Annotated in this window: 19 protein-coding genes; 13 read left to right on the forward strand and 6 right to left on the reverse strand. The window is 74.2% G+C overall.

What is annotated here, in order from left to right; all coding sequences use genetic code 11:
• The first annotated feature begins 9 nt into the window (after positions 1 to 9).
• On the forward strand, positions 10 to 2010 hold the full coding sequence (gene malQ / locus CHF16_RS33930; protein ID WP_089330268.1) for a 4-alpha-glucanotransferase: 2001 nt from the start codon (positions 10 to 12) through the stop codon (positions 2008 to 2010).
• On the opposite strand, the gene CHF16_RS33935 is transcribed toward malQ, so the two are convergent.
• Positions 1971 to 2969 carry a hypothetical protein gene (locus CHF16_RS33935; protein ID WP_089330269.1) on the reverse strand — a complete coding sequence of 333 codons (999 nt, stop codon included), beginning with the start codon at positions 2967 to 2969 and terminating at the stop codon, positions 1971 to 1973. The genes malQ and CHF16_RS33935 overlap by 40 nt on opposite strands.
• Before the next feature lie 103 nt (positions 2970 to 3072).
• On the reverse strand, positions 3073 to 5652 hold the full coding sequence (pepN, locus tag CHF16_RS33940; protein WP_089330270.1) for an aminopeptidase N: 2580 nt from the start codon (positions 5650 to 5652) through the stop codon (positions 3073 to 3075).
• Between the two features lie 239 nt (positions 5653 to 5891).
• Between pepN and CHF16_RS33945 the strand changes: the two genes are divergently transcribed.
• The 8 genes from CHF16_RS33945 to CHF16_RS33975 all read left to right on the forward strand — a co-directional run bounded on the left by CHF16_RS33945 (position 5892) and on the right by CHF16_RS33975 (position 11936).
• Positions 5892 to 6482, forward strand: coding sequence for a mycothiol-dependent nitroreductase Rv2466c family protein (locus CHF16_RS33945; protein ID WP_089330271.1), 591 nt, complete (start codon positions 5892 to 5894; stop codon positions 6480 to 6482).
• Positions 6483 to 6609: 127 nt separating this feature from the next.
• Positions 6610 to 7326: an energy-coupling factor ABC transporter permease gene (locus CHF16_RS33950; protein WP_218826974.1), complete on the forward strand. Its 717-nt coding sequence runs from the start codon at positions 6610 to 6612 to the stop codon at positions 7324 to 7326.
• A gap of 14 nt (positions 7327 to 7340) precedes the next feature.
• A complete protein-coding gene (locus CHF16_RS41055; RefSeq protein WP_218826975.1) occupies positions 7341 to 7691 on the forward strand; it encodes a PDGLE domain-containing protein in 351 nt (116 codons plus the stop codon).
• Entirely contained in the window at positions 7691 to 8455 is a 765-nt protein-coding gene (cbiQ, locus tag CHF16_RS33955) for a cobalt ECF transporter T component CbiQ (RefSeq protein ID WP_089330272.1), read from the forward strand. Before CHF16_RS41055 ends, cbiQ begins: the two co-directional genes overlap by 1 nt.
• Positions 8452 to 9213 (forward strand): energy-coupling factor ABC transporter ATP-binding protein, encoded by a 762-nt coding sequence (locus CHF16_RS33960; protein WP_089330273.1) that lies wholly within the window; start codon positions 8452 to 8454, stop codon positions 9211 to 9213. The genes cbiQ and CHF16_RS33960 overlap by 4 nt, the downstream gene beginning before the upstream one ends.
• Before the next feature lie 104 nt (positions 9214 to 9317).
• Complete coding sequence (locus tag CHF16_RS33965) at positions 9318 to 10277, forward strand: ATP-binding protein (protein WP_089330274.1); 960 nt, start codon at positions 9318 to 9320, stop codon at positions 10275 to 10277.
• Positions 10278 to 10323: 46 nt separating this feature from the next.
• A complete protein-coding gene (locus CHF16_RS33970; protein ID WP_089330275.1) occupies positions 10324 to 11403 on the forward strand; it encodes a hypothetical protein in 1080 nt (359 codons plus the stop codon).
• Positions 11404 to 11459: 56 nt separating this feature from the next.
• Positions 11460 to 11936: a ribose-5-phosphate isomerase gene (locus CHF16_RS33975; protein ID WP_089330276.1), complete on the forward strand. Its 477-nt coding sequence runs from the start codon at positions 11460 to 11462 to the stop codon at positions 11934 to 11936.
• Between the two features lie 30 nt (positions 11937 to 11966).
• Here CHF16_RS33975 and CHF16_RS33980 read toward each other — a convergent pair whose 3' ends face one another.
• Complete coding sequence (locus CHF16_RS33980; RefSeq protein ID WP_089330277.1) at positions 11967 to 12188, reverse strand: hypothetical protein; 222 nt, start codon at positions 12186 to 12188, stop codon at positions 11967 to 11969.
• A gap of 156 nt (positions 12189 to 12344) precedes the next feature.
• On the opposite strand from CHF16_RS33980, the gene CHF16_RS33985 reads away from it, so the two are divergent.
• Positions 12345 to 13463 carry a PP2C family protein-serine/threonine phosphatase gene (locus tag CHF16_RS33985; RefSeq protein ID WP_089330278.1) on the forward strand — a complete coding sequence of 373 codons (1119 nt, stop codon included), beginning with the start codon at positions 12345 to 12347 and terminating at the stop codon, positions 13461 to 13463.
• A 4-nt stretch (positions 13464 to 13467) separates the two neighbouring features.
• On the opposite strand, the gene CHF16_RS33990 is transcribed toward CHF16_RS33985, so the two are convergent.
• On the reverse strand, positions 13468 to 14691 hold the full coding sequence (locus CHF16_RS33990; RefSeq protein ID WP_089330279.1) for a serine/threonine-protein kinase: 1224 nt from the start codon (positions 14689 to 14691) through the stop codon (positions 13468 to 13470).
• A 460-nt stretch (positions 14692 to 15151) separates the two neighbouring features.
• On the opposite strand from CHF16_RS33990, the gene CHF16_RS33995 reads away from it, so the two are divergent.
• Positions 15152 to 16516, forward strand: coding sequence for a sensor histidine kinase (locus CHF16_RS33995; protein ID WP_089330280.1), 1365 nt, complete (start codon positions 15152 to 15154; stop codon positions 16514 to 16516).
• A gap of 3 nt (positions 16517 to 16519) precedes the next feature.
• Here the strand turns inward: CHF16_RS33995 and CHF16_RS34000 are convergent, their stop codons facing one another.
• Positions 16520 to 17944, reverse strand: a complete 1425-nt coding sequence (locus CHF16_RS34000; protein ID WP_245869698.1) for an amidase — start codon at positions 17942 to 17944, stop codon at positions 16520 to 16522.
• Positions 17945 to 18040: 96 nt separating this feature from the next.
• Here CHF16_RS34000 and CHF16_RS34005 point away from each other — a divergent pair, with 96 nt between their 5' ends.
• The gene (locus CHF16_RS34005; RefSeq protein ID WP_089330281.1) at positions 18041 to 19543 is read left to right on the forward strand and encodes a carboxyl transferase domain-containing protein; all 1503 of its coding nucleotides are present in this window, start codon (positions 18041 to 18043) and stop codon (positions 19541 to 19543) included.
• 25 nt (positions 19544 to 19568) lie between these two features.
• Positions 19569 to 20186, forward strand: coding sequence for a class I SAM-dependent DNA methyltransferase (locus tag CHF16_RS34010; protein ID WP_089330282.1), 618 nt, complete (start codon positions 19569 to 19571; stop codon positions 20184 to 20186).
• Positions 20187 to 20247: 61 nt separating this feature from the next.
• Here CHF16_RS34010 and CHF16_RS34015 read toward each other — a convergent pair whose 3' ends face one another.
• Positions 20248 to 20478 (reverse strand): hypothetical protein, encoded by a 231-nt coding sequence (locus CHF16_RS34015; RefSeq protein ID WP_089330283.1) that lies wholly within the window; start codon positions 20476 to 20478, stop codon positions 20248 to 20250.
• Positions 20479 to 21087: the final 609 nt, after the last annotated feature.

Raw genomic sequence — 21087 nt, forward strand, 5'->3', positions numbered from 1 at the left:
GGTGCAGGCGTGGGCGACGAGGAACTGATCAGGCTGGCCGGGCTCCACGGCGTCGCGACGCGGTACACCGACTGGCGGGGCCGGGAGGCGGCGGTCGCGCCGGACACGCTCGTCGCCGTCCTCGCGGCCCTCGGGGTGGACGCCTCCACCCCGAGCGCCGCCAGGGCGGAGCTGGAGCGCGCGCGGGCCCCCGCGCGCACGCTGCCGCCGGTGGTGGTCGTCCGCCACGGCGACCCCCCGCCGGACTTCCCGGGCGCGAGTGTCGAGCTGGCGACCGGGGAGGCCGTGCCGCCGACGGAACCGCTGCCGCTCGGCTGGCACCGGCTGCACGCCGGCGGCGAGAGCGCGCCCCTGCTGGTCGCGCCGCGCCGGCTGCGCACCCCGGACCGGGTGTGGGGGCTCGCCGTCCAGCTGTACTCGGTGCGCTCCCGCGCGTCCTGGGGGATCGGCGACCTGCGCGACCTGGCCGACCTCGCCGCGTGGAGCGGCCGCGCGGGCGGCGCCGGGTTCACGCTGATCAACCCGCTGCACGCGGCCGAGCCCGTCCCGCCGGTCAGCGCGTCCCCGTATTCGCCGATGAGCCGCCGCTTCACCGCCCCCCTCTACCTGCGCGTCGAAGACCTCCCCGAGTACGCGGCGCTGACGCCAGGAGACCGCGAGGGCCTGCGCGCGCTCGCCGAACCGCTGCGCATCCCCGGTGGCGCGATCGACCGCGACGCCGTCTGGTCGGCCAAGCTCCAGGCGCTCGAACTGCTGCACCGCGTCCCTCGCGGCACCGCGGCCCAGCGCGACTACGACGCGTTCCGCGCGCGCGAGGGCGGGGCCCTCACCGCGTTCGCGACTTGGTGCGCGCTCACCGAGAAGCACGGCCCGGACTGGCGCCGCTGGCCCGCGGAGCTCCACGACGCCGGCGGCGTCGCCGTCGCCGGCGAGGCCGCCCGGCTCGCCGCGCGGGTCGACTTCCACGCCTGGCTGCAGTGGCGCCTGGACGGGCAGCTTGAGGCCGCCCAGCGGGCCGCCTCCGACGCCGGGATGCCGGTCGGGATCGTCCACGACCTGGCGGTGGGGGTCGCGCACGGCAGCGCCGACACCTGGATCTACCGCGACCTGTTCGCGCCCGGCATGAGCGTCGGGGCGCCGCCGGACGAGTTCAACCAGCGCGGCCAGGACTGGGGCCAGCCGCCGTGGCATCCGCACCGCCTCGCGGGCGCCGCCTACGCCCCGTTCCGGGAGATGCTCGCCGCCGCGTTCCGGCACGGCGGCGGGCTGCGCCTCGACCACGCGATGCAGGTGTCGCGCCTGTGGTGGGTCCCCGAGGGCGGGTCACCGGCCGACGGCACGTACGTCCGCTACGACCGGGACGCGCTCCTCGGCTGCCTGGCCTGGGAGGCCGAGCGGGCGGGCGCCGTCGTGGTCGGGGAGGACCTCGGCACCGTCGAGCCCGACTTCCGGGACGGCCTGGCCGACCGCGGCATGCTCGGCACGTCCCTCCTCTGGTTCGAGCGCGACGCGGCGGGACGTCCCAAGCGACCGGCCGCATGGCGGGAGCTGTCCCTGGCCACGGTCGGCTCCCACGACATGCCGCCCATCACGGGCTTCGTGCACGGCGACCACATCGCGCTCCGCGACCGGCTCGGCCTGCTGACGCGGCCCCGCGCCGAGGAGGAGGCCGACCACCGCCGCCAGCTCGGCGACTGGCTGGCGCTCCTGCACGAGGAGGGCCTGCTGGACGCGCCGCCCGCCGAGGTCCTGCGGGCGCTCGCGGAAGGCGCGACCACCTACGACCGGCCGATCGTGGACGCCCTGCACGCCTTCCTTGCCCGCACCCCGGCCCGTCTACGGGGCATCTCCCTGGCGGACGCCGTCGGCGAGCGCCGCACCCAGAATCAGCCGGGCACCACCGACGAGTACCCCAACTGGCGCGTCCCGCTTGCGGACGCCGACGGCATGCCCGTCCTCCTGGACGACCTTCAGGAGAGCGCCGACGTGATGCGCTTCGTCACGTCGTAGAGGAGCGTGTCGGGGCGCAGATCGGTGGCGGCGATGGCGGAGAACAGCTCGGGAAGGCCGCGCAGGGGATAGGAGCCGTCGGCGTCCGCCAGCGCCTTGTGCCCCAGCGGATGGCGGGACAGCGACTTGCGCGCGCGCCCCCACGCCGCCTGGACCTCCTCCGGGGACGGGACACCGAACCCGTGGCCTACCGGCGCGGCATGGCGGAGCTTGACCAGCGCGCCGTCGGTGAACTCGACGGCGAGCGTGCACCGCTCGGTGAGGCCGGCGCGGACGGTGCCCTCCAGGCGCGTCATGACCGAACAGGGCGTCCGGCAGCGGGCGGCGCAGTCGCCCAGCGCGGACGCCACCTGGCTGTGCTGCCGGTCGAGGTAGGCGCGCCAGCCGGGCCCCGGCTCCTTCGCGACGCGGAGCGTCCGCTCGCAGGCGGAGCGCTCCGGCCGGGTGTGGTCGCACATCCGCGGCGAACCGGGCTCCACCGGCACCCCGAAGCGGCTGCCCGCGCCGCCGACCGACGCGCCGATGAGGGCCGGGTCGCCGGCGTGCCCGAGGACGGGCTCCCACGCCAGCAGCGGCAGGTACTCGGCGGCGATGTGGACGGCGGCGACCAGCGCCGCCATGTCGCGGCGGCGCCAGCGGATCTCGATGACCTCCAGCAGGAGGCGGTACGCGGGGCGCAGGCTGGCGAGCGCGCCGCGCGGGCGCTCCTTGGCCGCCTGCGGCATCCGGCTGGCGCGGGCCCGGTCCAGCAGGTCGGCCGGGACCTCGCCGGCCGCCTCCGGCATGCCGAAGTCCTCGGCGTCCAGGTCGAGGACGCGCTGCCCGAACGCGCACAGCGCCGCGACCGCGGCCGCTCGGCCGCCGCCCGCCGCCGGTCCGCCCTGCGCGACCAGTGCCTCAAGGTCGCCGAACGCATAGCGCCGCGCGAGCGCCGCCAGTACGTCCCCAGCCGTCTCCATCGCGTCCTCCCCGTCGCCACTCGCCCCGTGACCGTGCAACGATCCCACGGTCACGGGGCGGGTGGACAGGCTCAGCCGGACGCCGGCCGGGACTGACGCCGACTCAGGCGGACGCGGCGTCCTTCGCACGGGCGCGCAGCGCGCGCGCGACGCCGTCGCGGCCCTCCGACAGCAGCCGGCGCAGGGCCGCGGGCGGGTCCTGCTCGGCGATGTACGCATCGGTCCGGTCGATGGTGGACTGGTCGATCACCAGGAACGGGTAGGCGACCTCGGCGAACGTCTGCGACATGTCGCTCGTCCACTCCTTCCACACCCGGCCGACCTCGGCGAAGTACCGGTCGACGTAGGGGACGAGCAGCTCGGCCTGGTCGGGCTCGACGAACCCGCCGAGCGTCGACCGGTATACGGCGTTGGGCAGCTCGCCGGACACGATCCGCTCCCACGCCGCCTCCTTCGCCTCCGCGGTCGGGATCGCGGCCTTGCAGGCGGCGGCGTGCCGCTCGCCCGCGGCGGTGCGGTCCCGCTCGTGCTCGGCGTCGATCTCGGCCTCGCCGGCCCGCCCGGTGACGACGAGGCGGCGCAGCAGCGTCCAGCGCAGGTCGGTGTCGACCGTGAGGCCGACGAGCGTCTGCGAGCCGTCCAGCAGGCCCTGGACGAACGCCAGGTGCTCGTCGGACACGGCCGACGCGGCGAACGCCTGCGTGTAGGCGAGCTGGAGGTCCGAGCCGGGCTCGGCCTCGCGCGCCAGGTCGGCGAGCGTGTCGGCGAGCAGGGCGAGGCCCTCCTTGCGCCACGCCGGGTCGGCGTACTGCTGGACGGCGGTGCGCGCCTGCCGCAGCAGCGTCTGCGTGACCGAGATGTCGGTGACGCCGCGGATGCCCTTGGTGACGAGCCGGACGTAGTCGCGGGTGGCCATCTCGGCGTCGCGGGTCATGTCCCACGCGGCCGACCAGCACAGCGCGCGCGGCAGGCTCTCCTTGATGTCGCCGATGTGCTCGATGAGCGTCTTCAGCGAGTGCTCGTCCAGCCGGATCTTGGCGAAGGTGAGGTCGTCGTCGTTGATCAGCACGAGGTCGGGCCGCTTGCGGCCCACGAGCTGCGGGACCTCGGTGCGGGCGCCGACCACGTCCAGCTCGACCCGCTCGCGCCGGACCAGGCCTTCCCCGGTCAGGTCGTACAGACCGATGGCGAGGCGGTGCGAACGCAGGGTCGGGTAGTCGGGCTTGGCCTCCTGCAGCACGGTGAACGACGTGAAGTTGCCGTCGCCGTCCACCTCGTACTCGGGCCGCATCGTGTTGACGCCGGCCGTCTCCAGCCATTCCTTCGACCAGGACGCCAGGTCGCGGCCGGAGGTCTCCTCCAGCGCGCCCAGCAGGTCCGTCAGGACGGTGTTGCCCCACGCGTGCCGGTCGAAGTACCGCCGGACGCCCTCCAGGAAGTTGTCGAGGCCGACATAGGCCACGAGCTGCTTCAGGACGGACGCGCCCTTGGCGTAGGTGATGCCGTCGAAGTTGACCTCGACCGCGCGGATGTCGGGGATGTCGGCGGAGATCGGGTGCGTGGACGGAAGCTGGTCCTGCCGGTAGGCCCACGCCTTCTCCAGGTTCGCGAACGTCGTCCACGAGCCCTTCCACTTGGTGGCCTCGGCCTGGCACAGGACGCTCATGTAGGTGGCGAACGACTCGTTCAGCCAGAGGTCGTCCCACCAGCGCATGGTGACGAGGTCGCCGAACCACATGTGCGCCATCTCGTGCAGGATCGTCTCGGCGCGGCGCTCGTAGGCGGCGTCGGTGACCCGCGACCGGAAGACGTAGTCCTCCAGGAACGTCACGGCGCCCGCGTTCTCCATCGCGCCCGCGTTGAACTCGGGGACGAACAGCTGGTCGTACTTGGTGAACGGGTACGGGCGGCCGAAGACCTTCTCGAAGTAGTCGAAGCCCTGGCGGGTCACGTCCACGATGGCGGGGGCGTCCAGGAACTCCGACAGCGACGCCCGGCAGTACACGCCGAGGGGGATGACGGTGCCGTCCTCGCGGCGGTACTCGTCGCGGACGACGTGGTACGGCCCGGCGATGAGCGCGGTGATGTAGGTGGAGATCTGCGGCGTCGGCAGGAAGTGCCACGTGCCGCCCTCCGCGGACTCGGCGTCATTCTGGGGGGACGACCCCCCAGACCCCCCGGTGGTCTTCGGAGGCTCGTTCGTGACGACCTGCCAGTCCTCAGGGGCCTTCACGGTCAACTCGAAGGTCGCCTTGAGGTCGGGCTGGTCGAAGCAGGTGAACATGCGGTGCGCGTCGGCCGTCTCGAACTGGCTGTAGAGGTAGACGCCGCCGTCCACGGGGTCGACGAACCGGTGCAGGCCCTCGCCCGACCGCGAGTACTCGCAGTCGGCCACGACGCGCAGCTCGTTCTGCGCGGCGAGGTCCGGCAACGGCACGCGCCCCTTCTCGGCGTCATAGGACGAGGGGTCGAGGGCCTTGCCGTTCAGCGTGACCTCCCGCACGACGGCGCCGTGCAGGTCGATGAACGTGGACGCGCCCGTCTCGGCGCTGTCGAACCGGACCACGGTGGTGGACGCGAACCGCTCCGCGCCCGTCGTGAGGTCCAGGTCCACCGTGTACGACTCGACGGTGAGCAGCCGGGCCCGTTCCCGCGCCTCGTCGCGCGTGAGGTTGCCTGCCACATGTACTCCTTGGTCGGCTTAATCGCTTCGTTGAAGTCATGTCTACCAACCGGACCCCGTCCCGGTCCGCCCGCCACGGCCGAAGGAAGTCCTCAGATGGCCTACCCCCGACGGGAATCGGGAAGCGGGCGGCCTGGTTGACGCGTAAACCAGCTGTATCCACTCTCTAGGAGACGACCTTGGCTGAGAACGCCCCGCAGGCTGAAAACGCCCCGCAGGCTGAGAACGCGCCAACACCGGTGGACTTCTGGTTCGACCCGCTGTGCCCCTGGGCATGGATCACGTCCCGCTGGATCCTGGAAGTGGAGAAGCTGCGCCCGATCGAGGTGCGCTGGCACGTGATGAGCCTGGCCGTCCTCAACGAGGACAAGGACATCCCGGACGCGTACCGGCAGATGCTCGCCGAGGCATGGGGCCCGGTGCGCGTGTGCATCGCCGCCGAGCAGAAGTACGGGCCGGAGGTGCTCGGCCGTCTCTACACCGAGATGGGCACGCGCCGCCACCACGACAAGCAGAAGCTCGACCGGGCCCTCATCGAGGCGGCGCTGACCGCGGCCGGCCTCGACCCCTCGCTCGCGGACGCCGCCGACTCCACCGCCTACGACGAGGCGCTGCGCGCGTCCCACAAGGACGGCATCGACCGCGTCGGCCAGGAGGTCGGAACCCCCGTCATCGAGGTCGAGGGCAGCGCGTTCTTCGGCCCCGTCGTCACTCCCATCCCGCGCGGCGAGGCCGCCGTGAAGCTCTGGGACGGCGTGCGGGCCGTCGCGTCGACCGACGGGTTCTTCGAGCTCAAGCGCACGCGGACCCGCGAGCCCAGCTTCGACTGAGCGGGCGGCTCCCCGGCGGGGTCGCCCGCGAGTGACGGCCTCCTTGCTATTGCGACCGTATTGCAACTACTAGGCGTGTGCCGTAAAACTGGTCCTATCGCTCGCAACAGGTAGGACGGTGGGAGACGTGCACGTACCGGACGGTTTCATCGATGCGCCGGTGTCCGTGGCGACCGGCGCGGTCGCGGTGGCCGGGGTCGCGGTGGCGCTGCGCGGCGCCCGGCGGGAGCTGGACGACCGGACGGCCCCGCTCGCCGGGCTGACCGCCGCGTTCGTGTTCGCGGCGCAGATGCTGAACTTCCCGGTCGCGTCCGGGACGAGCGGGCACCTGCTCGGCGGCACGCTCGCGGCGATCCTCGTCGGGCCGTACACGGGCGTGCTGTGCGTCTCGGTCGTCCTGCTCATGCAGGCGCTCCTGTTCGCGGACGGCGGCCTCACCGCGCTCGGCACCAACGTCACCACGATGGCGCTCGTCACGGTCGCGGTGGGGTACGGGCTGTTCCGGCTCCTGCTGCGGGTGCTGCCCAAGACGCGGGCGTCGGTCTCGGTGTCGGCGTTCGCCGCCGCGGTCGTGTCCGTGCCCGCCGCCGCGCTCGCCTTCACCGCCGTCTACGCCGTGGGCGGGACGGCGGACGTGTCCATCGGCAAGGTGGCCGCCGCGATGATCGGCGTCCACGTGCTCATCGGCATCGGCGAGGCGCTGATCACCGCGGTGACCGTGTCGAGCGTGCTCGCCGTCCGCCCCGACCTCGTGTACGGGGCGCGCGGGCTGCTGAAGCCGCTGGAGCTGCGCACCGGCGCCGGACAGGGAGCGGACGGCCGGGCCGAGCCGTCCCGCGCCTGAGAGGGGACCCCCACATGACCACCAAGCGCTTCTTCGCCGGATTCCTGCTCGTCTCGCTCGTGCTCGCGGGCATCGTCAGCTACTACGCCTCATCCCATCCGGACGGCCTGGAGAAGGTCGCCGAGGACAAGGGCATCAGCGCCAAGGAGAAGGACCACTCGCTCAAGGACTCCCCGTTCGGCGACTACGGGGTGAAGGGCATCGAGAACGCCCGGCTGTCCGGCGGGCTGTCCGGAGTGGTCGGCGTCGGCGCCGTCCTGCTCGTGGGCGGCGGGCTGTTCTGGGCCGTCCGGCGCCGCGGCCCGGCCGCCGGGCCGGACGGGGCGGCGGAGGCGGCGCCGGCCGAGGCCGCGCGGAAGGGCTGATGGGCGCGGGCCACGCGCACCGGCTGTACCTGCCGGGCGCGTCACCGGTGCACCGGCTGCCGCCGCAGTGCAAGCTCGTCGCCGTCCTGGCGTTCGTGCTGCTCGTCGTCGCGACGCCGCGCGAGCGGATCTGGGCGTTCGGCGTCTACGCGCTGCTGCTCGCCGCCGTGGCCGCCGCCGCCCGGGTGCCGTTCCGGACGGTGGCGCGGCGGGTCGTCATCGAGGTGCCGTTCGTCGCGTTCGCCTTCCTGATGCCGTTCGTCGCGGAGGGCGAGAAGATCGCCGTGCTGGGGCTGCGGCTCAGCGAGAGCGGGCTGTGGGGGGCCTGGAACATCCTCGCCAAGGGCACCCTCGGCGTCGTCGCGTCCATCCTGCTGGCCGCGACCACCGAGCCGAGGCTGCTGCTGCTCGGCATCGAGCGGCTCCGCATGCCGCAGCTCATCACCCAGATCGCCACGTTCATGCTGCGCTACGGCGACGTCGTCACCGCGGAGCTGGGCCGGATGAAGACGGCCCGCGCCGCGCGCGGCTTCGAGGCCCGCGACATCCGCGCCACGGGCGTGCTCGCCAAGTCGGTGGGCGCGCTGTTCCTGCGCTCCTACGAGCGGGGCGAGCGCGTCCACCTGGCCATGCTGAGCCGCGGCTACGACGGGCGGATGCCCGTCCTGCACGACGTCGGCGCGACCGCCGCGCAGTGGACGGCCGCCGCGGCGCTGCCGGTGGCCGCGGCCCTGGTCGCGCTGGCTGCTTGGATGGTGCCATGACCCCGTCCCTTGAGGTGAAGGGCCTGGCGTACGCCTACCCCGACGGCACGCAGGCCCTGTTCGGCGTCGACCTGACGATCGAGCGCGGCGAGCGCGTCGCGCTGCTCGGGCCGAACGGCGCCGGGAAGACCACGCTCGTCCTGCACCTGAACGGCATCCTGCACGGCGGCTTGGGCGAGGTCAGGGTCGGCGGCCTCGCGGTCGGCACGGGGGACAAGAAGGCGCTGCGGGAGATCCGCCGCCGCGTCGGCATCGTCTTCCAGGACCCCGACGACCAGCTGTTCATGCCGACCGTCCGGGAGGACGTCGCGTTCGGGCCCGCCAACCTCGGCATGCGCGGCGCCGAACTGGACCGCCGGGTCGCGGAGGCCCTGGAGCGCGTCGGCATGGCGCACGTCGCCGACCGGCCGCCGCAGCACCTCAGTTTCGGGCAGCGCCGCCGCGTCGCCGTCGCGACCGTGCTGGCGATGGAGCCGGAGATCCTGGTGCTGGACGAGCCGTCCTCCAACCTGGACCCGGCGAGCCGCCGGGAGCTGGCCGAGATCCTGCTGAGCCTGGACGTGACCGTCCTGATGGTCACGCACGACCTCCCGTACGCGGCGGAGCTGTGCCCGCGCTCGGTGATCCTCTCCGGCGGCGTCATCGCCGCGGACCGCCCCACCCGGGAGCTCCTCGCGGACGCGGACGTGCTCGCCGCGCACCGGCTCGAACTTCCCTTCGGCTTCCACCCCCGTCCGGACGCCGACCGGATCCGCTGATCGGCCCCGGCCTCTTCGGCCGTTCCGCTTGCCTCACCGCCCGCCCTTCGCGAGACTCGTGTCTCGACAGTGGTAACGGTTTTCATACCCGAAATGAGGCATTCGTGAAGGTTGCGTTCGTCGGCAAGGGCGGCAGCGGCAAGACCACCCTGTCCTCGCTGTTCGTCCGGCACCTGGCCGGGCGCGGGCTCCCGGTGGTGGCCATCGACGCCGACATCAACCAGCACCTCGGCGTCGCGCTCGGCCTGGACGAGGGCCGCGCCGCCAAGATCCCGGCGCTCGGCGACCGGCTCACCGAGATCAAGGAGCACCTGCGCGGCGCCAACCCGCGCATCTCCTCCGCCGCCGCGATGGCCAAGACGACCCCGCCCGGGGCCGGGTCGCGGCTGCTGCGGTTCCGCGGCGACGACCCGGTCCACGAGGCCGGGCAGGAGGTCGACGGCGTCACGCTGCTCGCCACCGGCCCGTTCAACGACGACGACCTCGGCGTGGCCTGCTACCACGCCAAGACCGGCGCGGTGGAGCTCTACCTCAACCACCTCGTGGACGGGCCGGGGGAGTACGTCGTCGTCGACATGACCGCGGGCGCCGACACGTTCGCGTCCGGGCTGTTCACCCGGTTCGACCTGATGTTCCTGGTCGCCGAGCCCACCCGCAAGGGCGTCGGCGTCTACCGGCAGTACACCGACTACGCCCGCGACTACGACGTCGCCATCCGCGTCGTCGGCAACAAGGTCCAGTCGGAGGAGGACGTCGCCTACCTGCGCGAGCACGCCGGCGACGACCTGCTGACGTGGCTCGGCCAGTCCGCGGCCGTCCGGGCGCTGGAGCAGGGCCGGCACGGCGTCGCGCTGGAGGAGGGCAACACCGCCGCCCTCGACCGCATGCGCGCCGAGGTCGACGCCCGCCCCAAGGACTGGGAGAAGTTCCGGCGCCAGGGCGTCGAGTTCCACGTCAAGAACGCGCGCCGCTGGGCCAGCCGCGCGGCCGGCGAGGACCTCGAGGCGCAGGTCGACCCGGAGTTCCGCTACCCGGCCGAGGCCCCGGGCGCCTACGCGGGGTGACACCGGGCCTACCGCCCGGCCCCGATCGGCACTAACCTTGCCCGCCATGACGATGCGGCGGATGCTGGTCATGGCGGGCGGCGCGGTGCTTCCCATCGCGCTCATCTCGATCCTCCTCGGCAACCAGTGGGTGGTCGACGCGGTCGACGATTCGGACCTGCAGTTCGACAAGGGTTTCGGCGCGTGGCTGTACTGGCTGTTCTTCCCGAACTGGCGGCTGACCGCGGGGCACGCCACCTGGAAGTACCTCGTCGCGATCGACCTCGGCACGATCCTGTTCTTCGTCCTGCTGATCGCGCTCGCCGCGGTGGGCGCCCGCTCCGTCGACCCGGAGCGCGGCACGTTCGGCGCGGTGGTGACCGGCTGGTGGGCCGCGTTCGTCGCGGGCGGGGTGGCCGGGCTGTTCGGCGGGCTCCTGCTCAAGTGGGCCCTGGACTTCCCGGACGGCGTCGGGCCGTCGGTGTTCAACTCGGTGATGCGCGGCGCCTCGTTCGGGTTCGGCTACGGCTGGCTCGCCGGCCTCGGGATGCTGGTGGGCCTCCTCATGGCGCGCGGGCGCGGCGCGGCGGCGCAGGGGCAGGCGCAGGGGCAGGGCGGTGGCCCGTACGCGCAGCAGCCCGGCCCGTACGGGGCGCAGCCCTTCGGTTCGCCGATGCCGCCCGCACAGCAGCAGCCGATGCAGCAGCAGCCGATGCAGCAGGCCGCCCCGTTCGTGCCGCCGCAGGGGCAGCCGCAGCAGCCGTGGGGCGGCGTCCCGCAGCAGCCGATGCAGTACCCGCCGCAGCCGGGCGCGCCCCAGCCGTACGGGGCGGCGCCGGTACCGGGGCAGCCGCCCGCCCAGCAGCCGTCCGTCCCGCAGCAGCCGTCGGCTCCGGCGGCCGAGCAGTCCCCGCCGGCCGAGCAGCCCACACCGGGCGAGCAGCAGCCCACACCGGGCGAGCAGCAGTCCGCCCCGGCCGCGCAGGCGCCTCCGGCGGCCGGCGGAGCACCGGCCGAGCCCGGCAAGGACACGCCCGAGCAGGACGCGCCCGGAAAGGACGCGCCCGGCGACGCGGACGACTCCGACGACCTCGACCTCGCCGACCGGACGATCGTCGACCGCAAGCGCGATCCCGGCGACTCCTGAGCCGGCGGCCCGCCCCCGGGCGCCGGCACGGCGCGGCGGCCTGCGAGAATTCCCGCATGCGCGTGTTTCTTGGATCCGACCATGCCGGCTTCGAGCTGAAGGAGCACCTGGTCTCCTGGCTGAAGCAGAACGGGCACGAGGCCGTCGACTGCGGCGCGTTCGTGTACGACGCCGTGGACGACTACCCGCCGTTCGTCCTGCGCGCCGCAGAGCGGACGGTCGCGGAGCCGGGGACGCTCGGCATCGTCATCGGCGGCTCCGGCAACGGCGAGGCGATCGCGGCCAACAAGGTCAAGGGCGTCCGCGCCGCGCTGGTGTGGAGCGAGGACACCGCGACCCTCGCCCGCGAGCACAACGACGCCAACGTCATCGCGCTGGGCGCCCGCCAGCACGACCTGGCCACCGCGACCCGGTTCGTCGAGCTGTTCCTCGGCACGGCCTACTCCAAGGAGCCGCGCCACACCCGCCGCATCAGGATGCTCAGCGCCTACGAGCACACGGGCGAGCTGCCGCCCCTCCCGCGCGAGAGCTGACCTCCGGAGCCCGGCGGGCCCCGGACGCGGTCAGCGGCCGTTCTCGGACGGCCGGCGGCCGGCGGCGCCGCGCTTGCCCTGGCGCCGCCGCTCGTTCTTCGCGGCCTTGGTGCGCCGGGCGGGCTCGGCCGGCCTGCCGGAGTCGGGCCCGGCCGCGGCGGGCGGCGGTTCCGCGCCCTCCGGGCGGGGGCGCGAGACGTCCCGCGCGCGCATCGCCGCGTCGACCGTGATCCGCATGCCGGGCTGGACCATGCCCGCTCCCTTCGCCGCAGCTCCGCCTTCACGGGGGCACGCTGTGTCCCCGCGGTGACACATACCCAGATAAACCCGTCCTGGACCGTTACAAGGAGTCACCGGTGCCCCGGATACCGACCGTCCGGGGTGATTGCTCGATACAGTGCCGGAGTCATGCTTCAACGTCTGGTGCAGCTGCTACCGCCGCGGGTGCGCGCCGTGCTGCGGCGCGTCCCTCTGCTCGTGGCGCTGTACCGGTGGGCCCGGCAGGGCAAGCTGACGCGCGAGCGGTACGTCTTCGCCGTGCTCGCGGCGGGCGCGATCGCGATCGGGCTGGCCACCACCAGTGACTCGCGCGGCCTGGCCCCGTCCGGCGCGCTGGTGCTGATCGTGCTCGGCGGCGGGCTGCTGCTGAAGGTGCGCAGCCTGGTCGCGCTGCTCGGCGTCGTCGTCGCCATGGTGACCTACAACGCCTGGCAGGACGTGGCCGCCATCGGCCCCGGCATGATCGCCACGCTGGCCATCACCGCGGTGCTCGCGCTCACCCTGGCCCGCACGCGCCAGCAGCTCGGCGTGCAGGGCCTGCGCGGCGACTCGATGCTGCTGGAGCTGCGCGACCGGCTCCGGCGGCAGGGCGAGATGCCCGAGCTGCCGGACGGCTGGTCCTCGCAGGTCGTGATGCTGCAGGCCGGCGGGTCGTCGTTCGGCGGCGACTTCGTCGTCTCGTCCTGCGACGACGGCCGGCTGGAGGTGGCCCTGGTCGACGTGTCCGGCAAGGGCACTGACGCGGGGACCAGGGCGCTGATGCTGTCGGGCGCGTTCGGCGGGCTCCTTGGATCGGTCCAGACCGACCGGTTCCTGCCCTCCTGCAACGCCTACCTCCAGCGCCAGCGCTGGGACGAGGGGTTCGTCACGGCCGTGCACGTCGTCGTCGACCTGAACTCGGGGGAGTACACGGTCGAGTCGGCGGGCCACCCGCCGGCGGTGCAGTTCGACGCGAGCCGCGGCGAGTGGCGGGTCAGTTCCGCCAAGGGCGTGGTGCTCGGTGTGGTGCCCGACCTGAACTGCGTCCCGGAGCGGGGCGTCCTGCGGCCGGGCGACGCGCTGCTCCTGTACACCGACGGGCTGGTGGAGTCGCCCGGCAGCGACCTCGACGCCGGCATCGACCGGCTGCTCGGGGAGGCGGAGCGGCTCGTCCCGCAGGGGTTCGGCAGCGGCGCGCGGGAACTCGTCGAGACGATGTCGGCGACCCGCGACGACGACTGCGCGCTCGTGCTGATCTGGCGCACCTGACGGCTCAGCCGCGCCTGCTCCGGCCCGTGTGCCGGCCCTTGTGCCCCGCGCTTCTCCCTTTGTGGCCGATCCCCTTGTGACCGGTGTGCCGCGCCTTGTGCTTCGCCCGGTACGCCTTCGCGGGCACGGCCGCCGGCGGTGACGGCCCGGCGTGGGCGGACGGTGCGCCCGGGGCGTCGCCCCGGCCCTGCGCCAGCCCCGCGATGATGGCGCCGACCAGGACGGTGCCCGCGGCGGCGGCGACGCCCGCCATCAGCCGGGTCCGGATGGACGGCGCGGTGCCCGCCATGCCGGGCGGCGTGAACGCCCTGGTGTCGGCCGCCTCCGTCTCGGCCGGGCGGGACCGGCCCGCCGGGGCGGGCGCACGGCGCGGGCGGGGCGGCGGGCCGGCGTCCTGCCAGCCGCCGACGAGGGGCTGCGCCTGCGGCTGCTCGACCAGGGCGAGCAGCAGGTCGGACGCGGTGGGACGGGCGGCGGGGTCGGGTGCGAGCGCCGCCCGGACGGCCGGGACGAGCGGCTCCGGCAGCCCGTCCAGGTCGGCCTCTCCGACGCGCAGCGTCGCGGGGTCGCCGCCGATCGGCATCTGGCCCGTCCCGGCGTGGGCGATGAGGCAGCCCCACGCGAAGATGTCGGCGGCCGGGGTCGCGGGGCCGCCGACCAGCACCTCCGGCGCCATCCAGCCGGGGGTGCCGAGGACCTGGCCGGACGGGCCGGCCGCGGTCGCCGAGTCGGGCTCGCTCGCGATGCCGAAGTCGATGACGCGGCAGCCCGACAGCGTCAGCATCACGTTGGCGGGCTTCAGGTCGCGGTGCACGAGCCCCGCGGCGTGGATCGCGGCGAGCGCGGACGCGACGCCGACGGCGACGCCGTGCAGGTCGGCGGGCGGCAGCGGCCCGCCGTGGACGAGCCGGTCGTGCAGCGACACGCCGCCGACGTAGTCGGTGACGAGGTAGGGGCGCCCGTCCTCCTCGCCGTGCGCGAGGACCCGCGCGGTGCAGAACGACGCGACCCGGCTCGCGAGGTGCGCCTCGTCCTTGAACCTGCGGCGGTAGACGGGGTCGACGGCGAGATGCGGATGGATCGTCTTCACCGCGACGCGTCCCCCGGACTCGGGGTCGGCGCCGAGGTAGACCGTCCCCATGCCGCCCGACCCGAGCCTGCCGAGCAGCGGGTGCCCGGCGACCTGCCGCGGGTCGGCGGGTTCGAGCGGTCTGATGTCTCCGTCCATGCGGTGTACCCGGCTCCCTCAGGTTTCCTCGCTCCCTCAGGTGTCTCGGGTCCGTCCATCCCCGTTCGGCGGCAGATTATGGCCCGTTCCAGCAGGAAGTGCGGAAACGTGATTGTCACCTCGATGTAGCACCGTGTGCACCGGGGACCTGCAGAGTAGAGGTCAGTCGGCGGCAGGGCCCGACCCCCCGCGATCCTCCTCGGCGGGGCGCGCGACGGGCGGCCGGCGGCACCGAGGCGGTGCCCGTGCGGGCGGCTCCCCAGGGGTGGGAGGCGCCGTCCGTACGGGCGCCGGTCCCGGTCCGCGGCGAGGTTTCGCCGCGGACCGGCAGGTAAGAACCCCTTCTGCGTCAACCCCCCGGCACCGGGACGCGGTGCGTGCGGTGGCCAGGCCGCGGTCCGGCGGAGGCCCGTCCGCGTTCCGGCACGGACCAGCAGCCGGAAGGGGGAGGGTCGCCGGAGTGCGGAGACTCGGGGGCTGGCTGTCGCCGTCGTGCTGGTCCGTGCGGACCCGCGTGACCGCCATGGCCACCACCGTCGTCGCGCTGCTCCTGGTCGTCGGCGTCGTGCTCTTCTACCAGGTCGTGCAGTACACGGTGTACCAGGGGCTGCGGGACCGGGCCGGGACCGTCGTCGCCGACCTCACCACGCTCGTCCGCACGACCGACCCGCGCGGCTTCCTGGTCGTCGACGACCCCGACTTCACGCTCCTCCAGGTCGTCAGCGAGGAGGGCGGTGTCCTCGCGGCGAGCGAGTCCATGCGCGGCCGCGGCCCGCTGGACCTGCCGGTCTCGCGGGTGCCCGGCCGCCCCGAGTTCACCACCGTCGACCTGGGCGACCGGGGCAGCGTCTACTTCGTCTCCGAGCGGGTGCGGACGCCCGCGGGCGACCGGATCGTCTACGCCGGTGCGCCGATCATCGAGCTCACCCGGTACCGGGGGCTGTTCATGGCGCTGCTCGCGCTGTCGGTGGTCGTCGCGACCGTCGCGGTCGGCTGGGTGGTGTCGCTGTCGGTCCGGCGGGCGCTGCGGCCGGTGCGGGTGATGAGCGCGGAACTGCGGGAGATCACCGGCGGCGAGCCCGACCGGCGGGTCAGCGTGCCGAGCCCGGACGACGAGGTGTCCGAACTCGCGGAGTCGGTGAACGTGACGCTGAACCGGCTGGCGGAGGTCATGGTCCGGCAGCGCGCCTTCGTCGCGGACGTCTCGCACGAGCTGCGCAGCCCGCTGACCGGGCTGCGGGCGCAGCTGGAGGTCGCGCTGGAGCATCCGGAGGGAGAGGACTGGCCCGCCGTTGCGCGGGCGGCGCTCCGGGACGCCGACCGGTTGCAGGGGATCGTCAGCGACCTGCTGATCATGGCGAAGCTCGGCTCCGGCGTGCAGATCGAGACGGAGCGGACCGACCTCGGCGAGCTGGTGCGGGACGAGGCGCGCTCGCGATCGCGCCGCGTCCCGGTGGAGCTGGACATCGCCGAGGGCGTGATGGTCCGGGCCGCCCCGCACCACCTGGTGCGGGTCCTGACGAACCTGCTCGACAACGCGGACCGGCACGCGCGGTCGCGGGTGCGGGTGACGGTGGCGGCGGACGGGCCGGACGCGGTGATGGAGGTCCGCGACGACGGCGCGGGCATCGCCCCGGAGGACCGCGAGCGCGTCTTCCGGCGGTTCCAGCGGCTGTCCGAGGGCCGGGCGCGGGACGCCGCCGGCACCGGGCTCGGCCTGACCATCTCCCGCGACATCGCCCGCGCGCACGGCGGCACCCTCGTCGCCGCCGACAGCGACGAGGGCGCCCGGTTCGTCCTGCGGATCCCGCTGGACCGGCCGTAGCCGCTACACCACCGGCGGGCGGCGCGCCGCGTGCCCGGTCGCCCGCTCGAACGCGTGCCCGAGCCGCAGGACGTCGAGGTCGGCGCGGTGCGGGCCGACGATCTGCAGCCCGACCGGCAGACCGCCGGGCCCGGCGGAGGTGAACCCGGCGGGCACCGACAGCGCGGGGCAGCCGGTCGCCGAGATCAGGAAGCAGGACCGCATCCACTCCAGGTAGTCGGGCATGGGCCGCCCGGCGACCTCCTCCGGGTACTCCAGGGCGGCGTCGAACGGCGGGACCTGGCTGACCGGCAGGAGCAGCGCGTCGTACCGCTCGAAGAACTCCCGGACGCGGTGGAACAGCGCGGTGTGCAGCGTCTCGGCGCGGCCGAGGTCGGCGCCCGTGAGGGACCGGCCGGCCTCGATGTTCGCCGCGAGGGACGGCTTGAAGTCGCCGGGCCGCTCGTCCAGCAGGGGGCGCAGGGCGATGTCCCAGTGCCAGGCCCGCAGCGTCCGGAACACCTCGTCGGCGCCGGACAGGTCGGGGCACGCCTCCTCGACCGCGCAGCCCAGCTCCTCGAACACCTTCACGGCCGGTTCGAGGACGGCGGTGACGGCCGGGTCGACGGGCACCGCCCCGCCGAGGTCGGGGGACCAGGCGACGCGGAGCCCGGCGGGGTCCCGGTCGAGCGGCCCGGCGAACGCGGAGCCGGGCGTGTCCAGCGCGATGGGGCTGCGCGGGTCGGGGCCGGCGAGCACGGACAGCAGCAGCGCCGCGTCGGCGACCTCGCGGGCCATCGGGCCCTGCACGCTCAGCGTCGACCAGGCCGCCGGCACCGGCCACGACGGCACCCGTCCGGGCGAGGGGCGGAACCCGACGACGTTGCAGAACGAGGCGGGGTTGCGCAGGGACCCGCCCATGTCGCTGCCGTCGGCGAGCGGGTGCATCCCGCACGCCAGTGCCGCCGCCGCGCCGCCGCTGCTGCCGCCCGCCGACCGGGAGAGGTCGTAGGGGTTGCGGGTCAGGCCGAACACCGGGTTGAAGGTGTGCGACCCGGCGGCGAACTCCGGGACGTTCGTCTTGCCGATCGTGATGGCGCCGGCGTCCCGCATCCGCTCGATGACCAGCTCGTCCCCGTCCGGCACGTGGTCGGTGAAGATCGGCGACCCGGAGGTGGTGCGGATGCCCCCGGTGGCGTGCGTGTCCTTGTGCGCGACGGGCAGGCCGTGCAGCGGGCCGGGCGGCTCCCCGGCGGCGAGCCGCTCGTCGGCGTCCCGCGCCTGCCGTATCGCCCGCTCGGCGACCCGCGTGACGATGGCGTTGACCTGCGGGTCGACCCGCTCGATCTGGTCGAGATGGGCCTGCACGACCTCCCGCGCGGACAGTTCGCGGGCGCGGATCCGGCGCGCCAGCTCGCGGGCGGACGCGAAGCAGATCTCCTCGGACACGTGGCCTCCCCTTCCACCGGGTTCCTCCCAGTGTCCACCCCCGGGTGCCGGATGGCCCGCTTCCGCGGTCATCATGCTGGGAAGGCCGCGGTCATCATGCTGGGAAGGCCGAGGGGATCCGAGGGAAGGGGACGCGTGACGGAACGTGTCGGCGCCCGCGAGCTGCTGGGCCGCGTGCTGGACGGCGGCTGGACGTCCTGGGACGAGCCGCCCGCCCCGCCCCCGCCCGGCTCGCGCTACGCCCGCGACCTCGCCGCCGCCCGGGAGCGCAGCGGCTGCGACGAGGCCGTCCTCACTGGCGAGGGCATGCTGCGGGGGCGCCGGGTGGCGTTCGTCGTGTCGGAGTTCGGCTTCCTCGCCGGCTCGATCGGCCGCGCCACCGCCGACCGGATCGTCGCCGCCGTCGAGCGCGCCACCGCCGAGCGGCTGCCGCTGCTCGCCGCGCCGGCCTCCGGCGGCACCCGCATGCAGGAGGGGACGGCCGCGTTCGTGCAGATGGCGCGGATCACCGCCGCGGTCGCGGCGCACCGCACCGCCGGTCTGCCGTACCTGGTCTACCTGCGCCATCCCACGACCGGCGGGGTGTTCGCCTCGTGGGGGTCGCTCGGGCACGTCACGGCCGCCGAGCCCGGCGCGCTGATCGGCTTCCTCGGCCCGCGCGTGTACGAGGGCCTGCACGGGGAGCCGTTCCCGCCCGGCGTGCAGGTCGCCGAGAACCTCGCGGCCAAGGGGCTGCTGGACGCCGTCGTCGGCATCGACGACCTCGCCGAGGTGGCGTCGCGGGCGCTGAACGTCCTGTGCGGCCGGCCGCCGTCCCGTCCGGTGACCGTCCCCCTCGACGCGGGCCCGCCGCCGGAGGGGACGGCGTGGGACTCGATCGAGCGGTCCCGGCGGCCCGGCCGGCCGGGGGTCCGCGAACTGCTCCGGTACGGCGCGTCCGACGTCACCCCGCTGTCAGGGACGGGCCAGGGCGAGGCCGACCCGGGCCTCCTGCTCGCCCTGGCCCGGTTCGGCGCGGCGCCGTGCGTCCTGGTCGGGCAGGACCGGCACAGCCAGCGCACCGGCCACCCGCTCGGCCCCGCCGGGCTGCGGGTCGCGCGGCGCGGCATGCGGCTCGCCGCCCAGCTCGGCCTGCCGCTGGTCACCGTGGTCGACACGCCCGGCGCCGTGCTGTCGGCGGACGCCGAGGAGGGCGGCCTCGCCGGGGAGATCGCCCGCTGCCTCGCCGACCTGATCACGCTGCCCGCGCCGACGCTGTGCCTGCTGCTCGGCGAGGGGACGGGCGGGGCCGCGCTGGCGCTGCTGCCCGCCGACCGCGTCCTGGTGGCCCGGCACGGGTGGCTGGCCCCACTGCCGCCGGAGGGCGCGTCGGTGATCGTCCACCGGACTCCGGAGCGGGCGGCGGAGCTGGCGGAGTCACAGGGCGTCCGCGCGGCGGACCTGCTCCGCGACGGCACCGCCGACGTCCTGGTCGACGAGCGGCCCGACGCCGCCGACGAGCCGGAGGCGTTCTGCCGCCGCGCCGCCGCCGCGATCGAGGCCGGGCTGTCCGGCCTCGCACCGGGCGGGCCCGCCGCCCGCCAGGCCCGCTACCGTTGATCGACTCGGGCTAGGGTCGGACCCCATGACGGAGACCGCCACCCGCACGGCCTATGACGCCGTTGCCACTCTTTACGCCGACATGTTCCGCGATGTTCTCGACGGCCTCCCTCTCGACCGCGCGATGCTCACCGCGTTCGCGGACCTCGTCCGCGGCAACGGACCCGTCGCCGAACTAGGCTGCGGCCCCGGCCACGTGACCGCGTTCCTGCACTCCCTCGGCCTGGACGCGTCCGGCATCGACCTGTCCCCGGCCATGCTCGAACGGGCCCGCGCCGACCACCCCGGCCTGCGCTTCGCCGAGGGCACCATGACGGCGCTCGACCTCCCCGACGGCGGCCTCGCGGGCGCTCTCGCCTGGTACTCGATCATCCACATGGAGCCCGCCGAGGTCCCGCGCGCCTTCGCCGAGTTCCACCGCGTCCTGGCGCCGGGCGGGTACCTGCTCCTCGGCTTCCAGTCCGGCGGCGGGCACGAGCCGGAGGCGTTCGACCACAAGGTCGTCCGCGCCTACCGCTGGCCCATCGACGCCGTCGCCGACCTCGGCCGCCGCGCGGGCCTGACGGAGGTCGCCCGCATGCTGCGCGCCCCGACCGAGATCGAGCGCTTCCCCGCCGGCAGCCTGCTCCTCCGCAAGGACTGACCAGCAGCCGCCCCGGTCCGGGCTCCGTTGGCGTATGGACGCCGCCGAGCCCGGGTCGGTGTCAGATCTCGTCGTCCGGGAGAGGACGGTCGTCCGAGGGGACGGGCGCGGTGGGACCCGTCCAGCGGTTCCAGGGGCGCGTCCGCCGCAGCCGCCGCCTGCCACGGTGACCGCGCGGCACCAGAGACGCGACGACCACGGCCGCACCGGCGGCGGCGAACAGGGCGAGCACGCCGGTGGTGAAGGTGCGGAGGCGGCACGTCCGTGCAGGCACCGGGGTGTCGTCGGCCATGTCGTTCGCTTTCCTGCTCGTGGGGGCGCCTTCACTCTCGCGTCACAGTTTGTCACAGCACGATGACCGTGCGCATCGGGGTAATCCCGTACCGGCCTCGCCCTTGCGGACCCTGCGATGGCGCCCGTCTGATCTCCGTTGCGACCATCGCCGGCCGATACGCCGGACTGACGGGTCACGTCAAGGCGTAATTGTCTGCCTCGGTGGCTAGGGGCACTTGTGGTCAGTGGATTCTCTTGATTCTTCGGAACGGCTCGGCTAGCAGGGGCGTGCCATCGAGGCGAAGATCGTCGTTGTGCGGTGAATGAATCGCGCAGCGTTACTTTTCCGGTGTTGGGGATTAGGACAGGACGCTCTGGTTGCTTTGTCAGGTTTACTCTCTTGCCGTGTGATCTGAGTCACTGTCGACCGCCTTGTTGGGGGGTCTTCCTGGAAGTTGATCAGCGGGTTACCGTGAGGCCGCTTTAACGTCCCTTTACGTGCGGGGGGTTCCTATGCGGCGGCGTCGTCGGGTCGATGGTGCGCGGTTGGTGTTGTGGCGGCGCCGGGTGTGGACGGCGCGGTTGGCGGCTGTGGCGTTGGCGGCGGGTGTGTTGCAGGCTCCCGCGC

Origin of the sequence: Actinomadura meyerae (genome assembly GCF_900188445.1) — a bacterium.
Classification (GTDB): domain Bacteria; phylum Actinomycetota; class Actinomycetes; order Streptosporangiales; family Streptosporangiaceae; genus Spirillospora; species Spirillospora meyerae.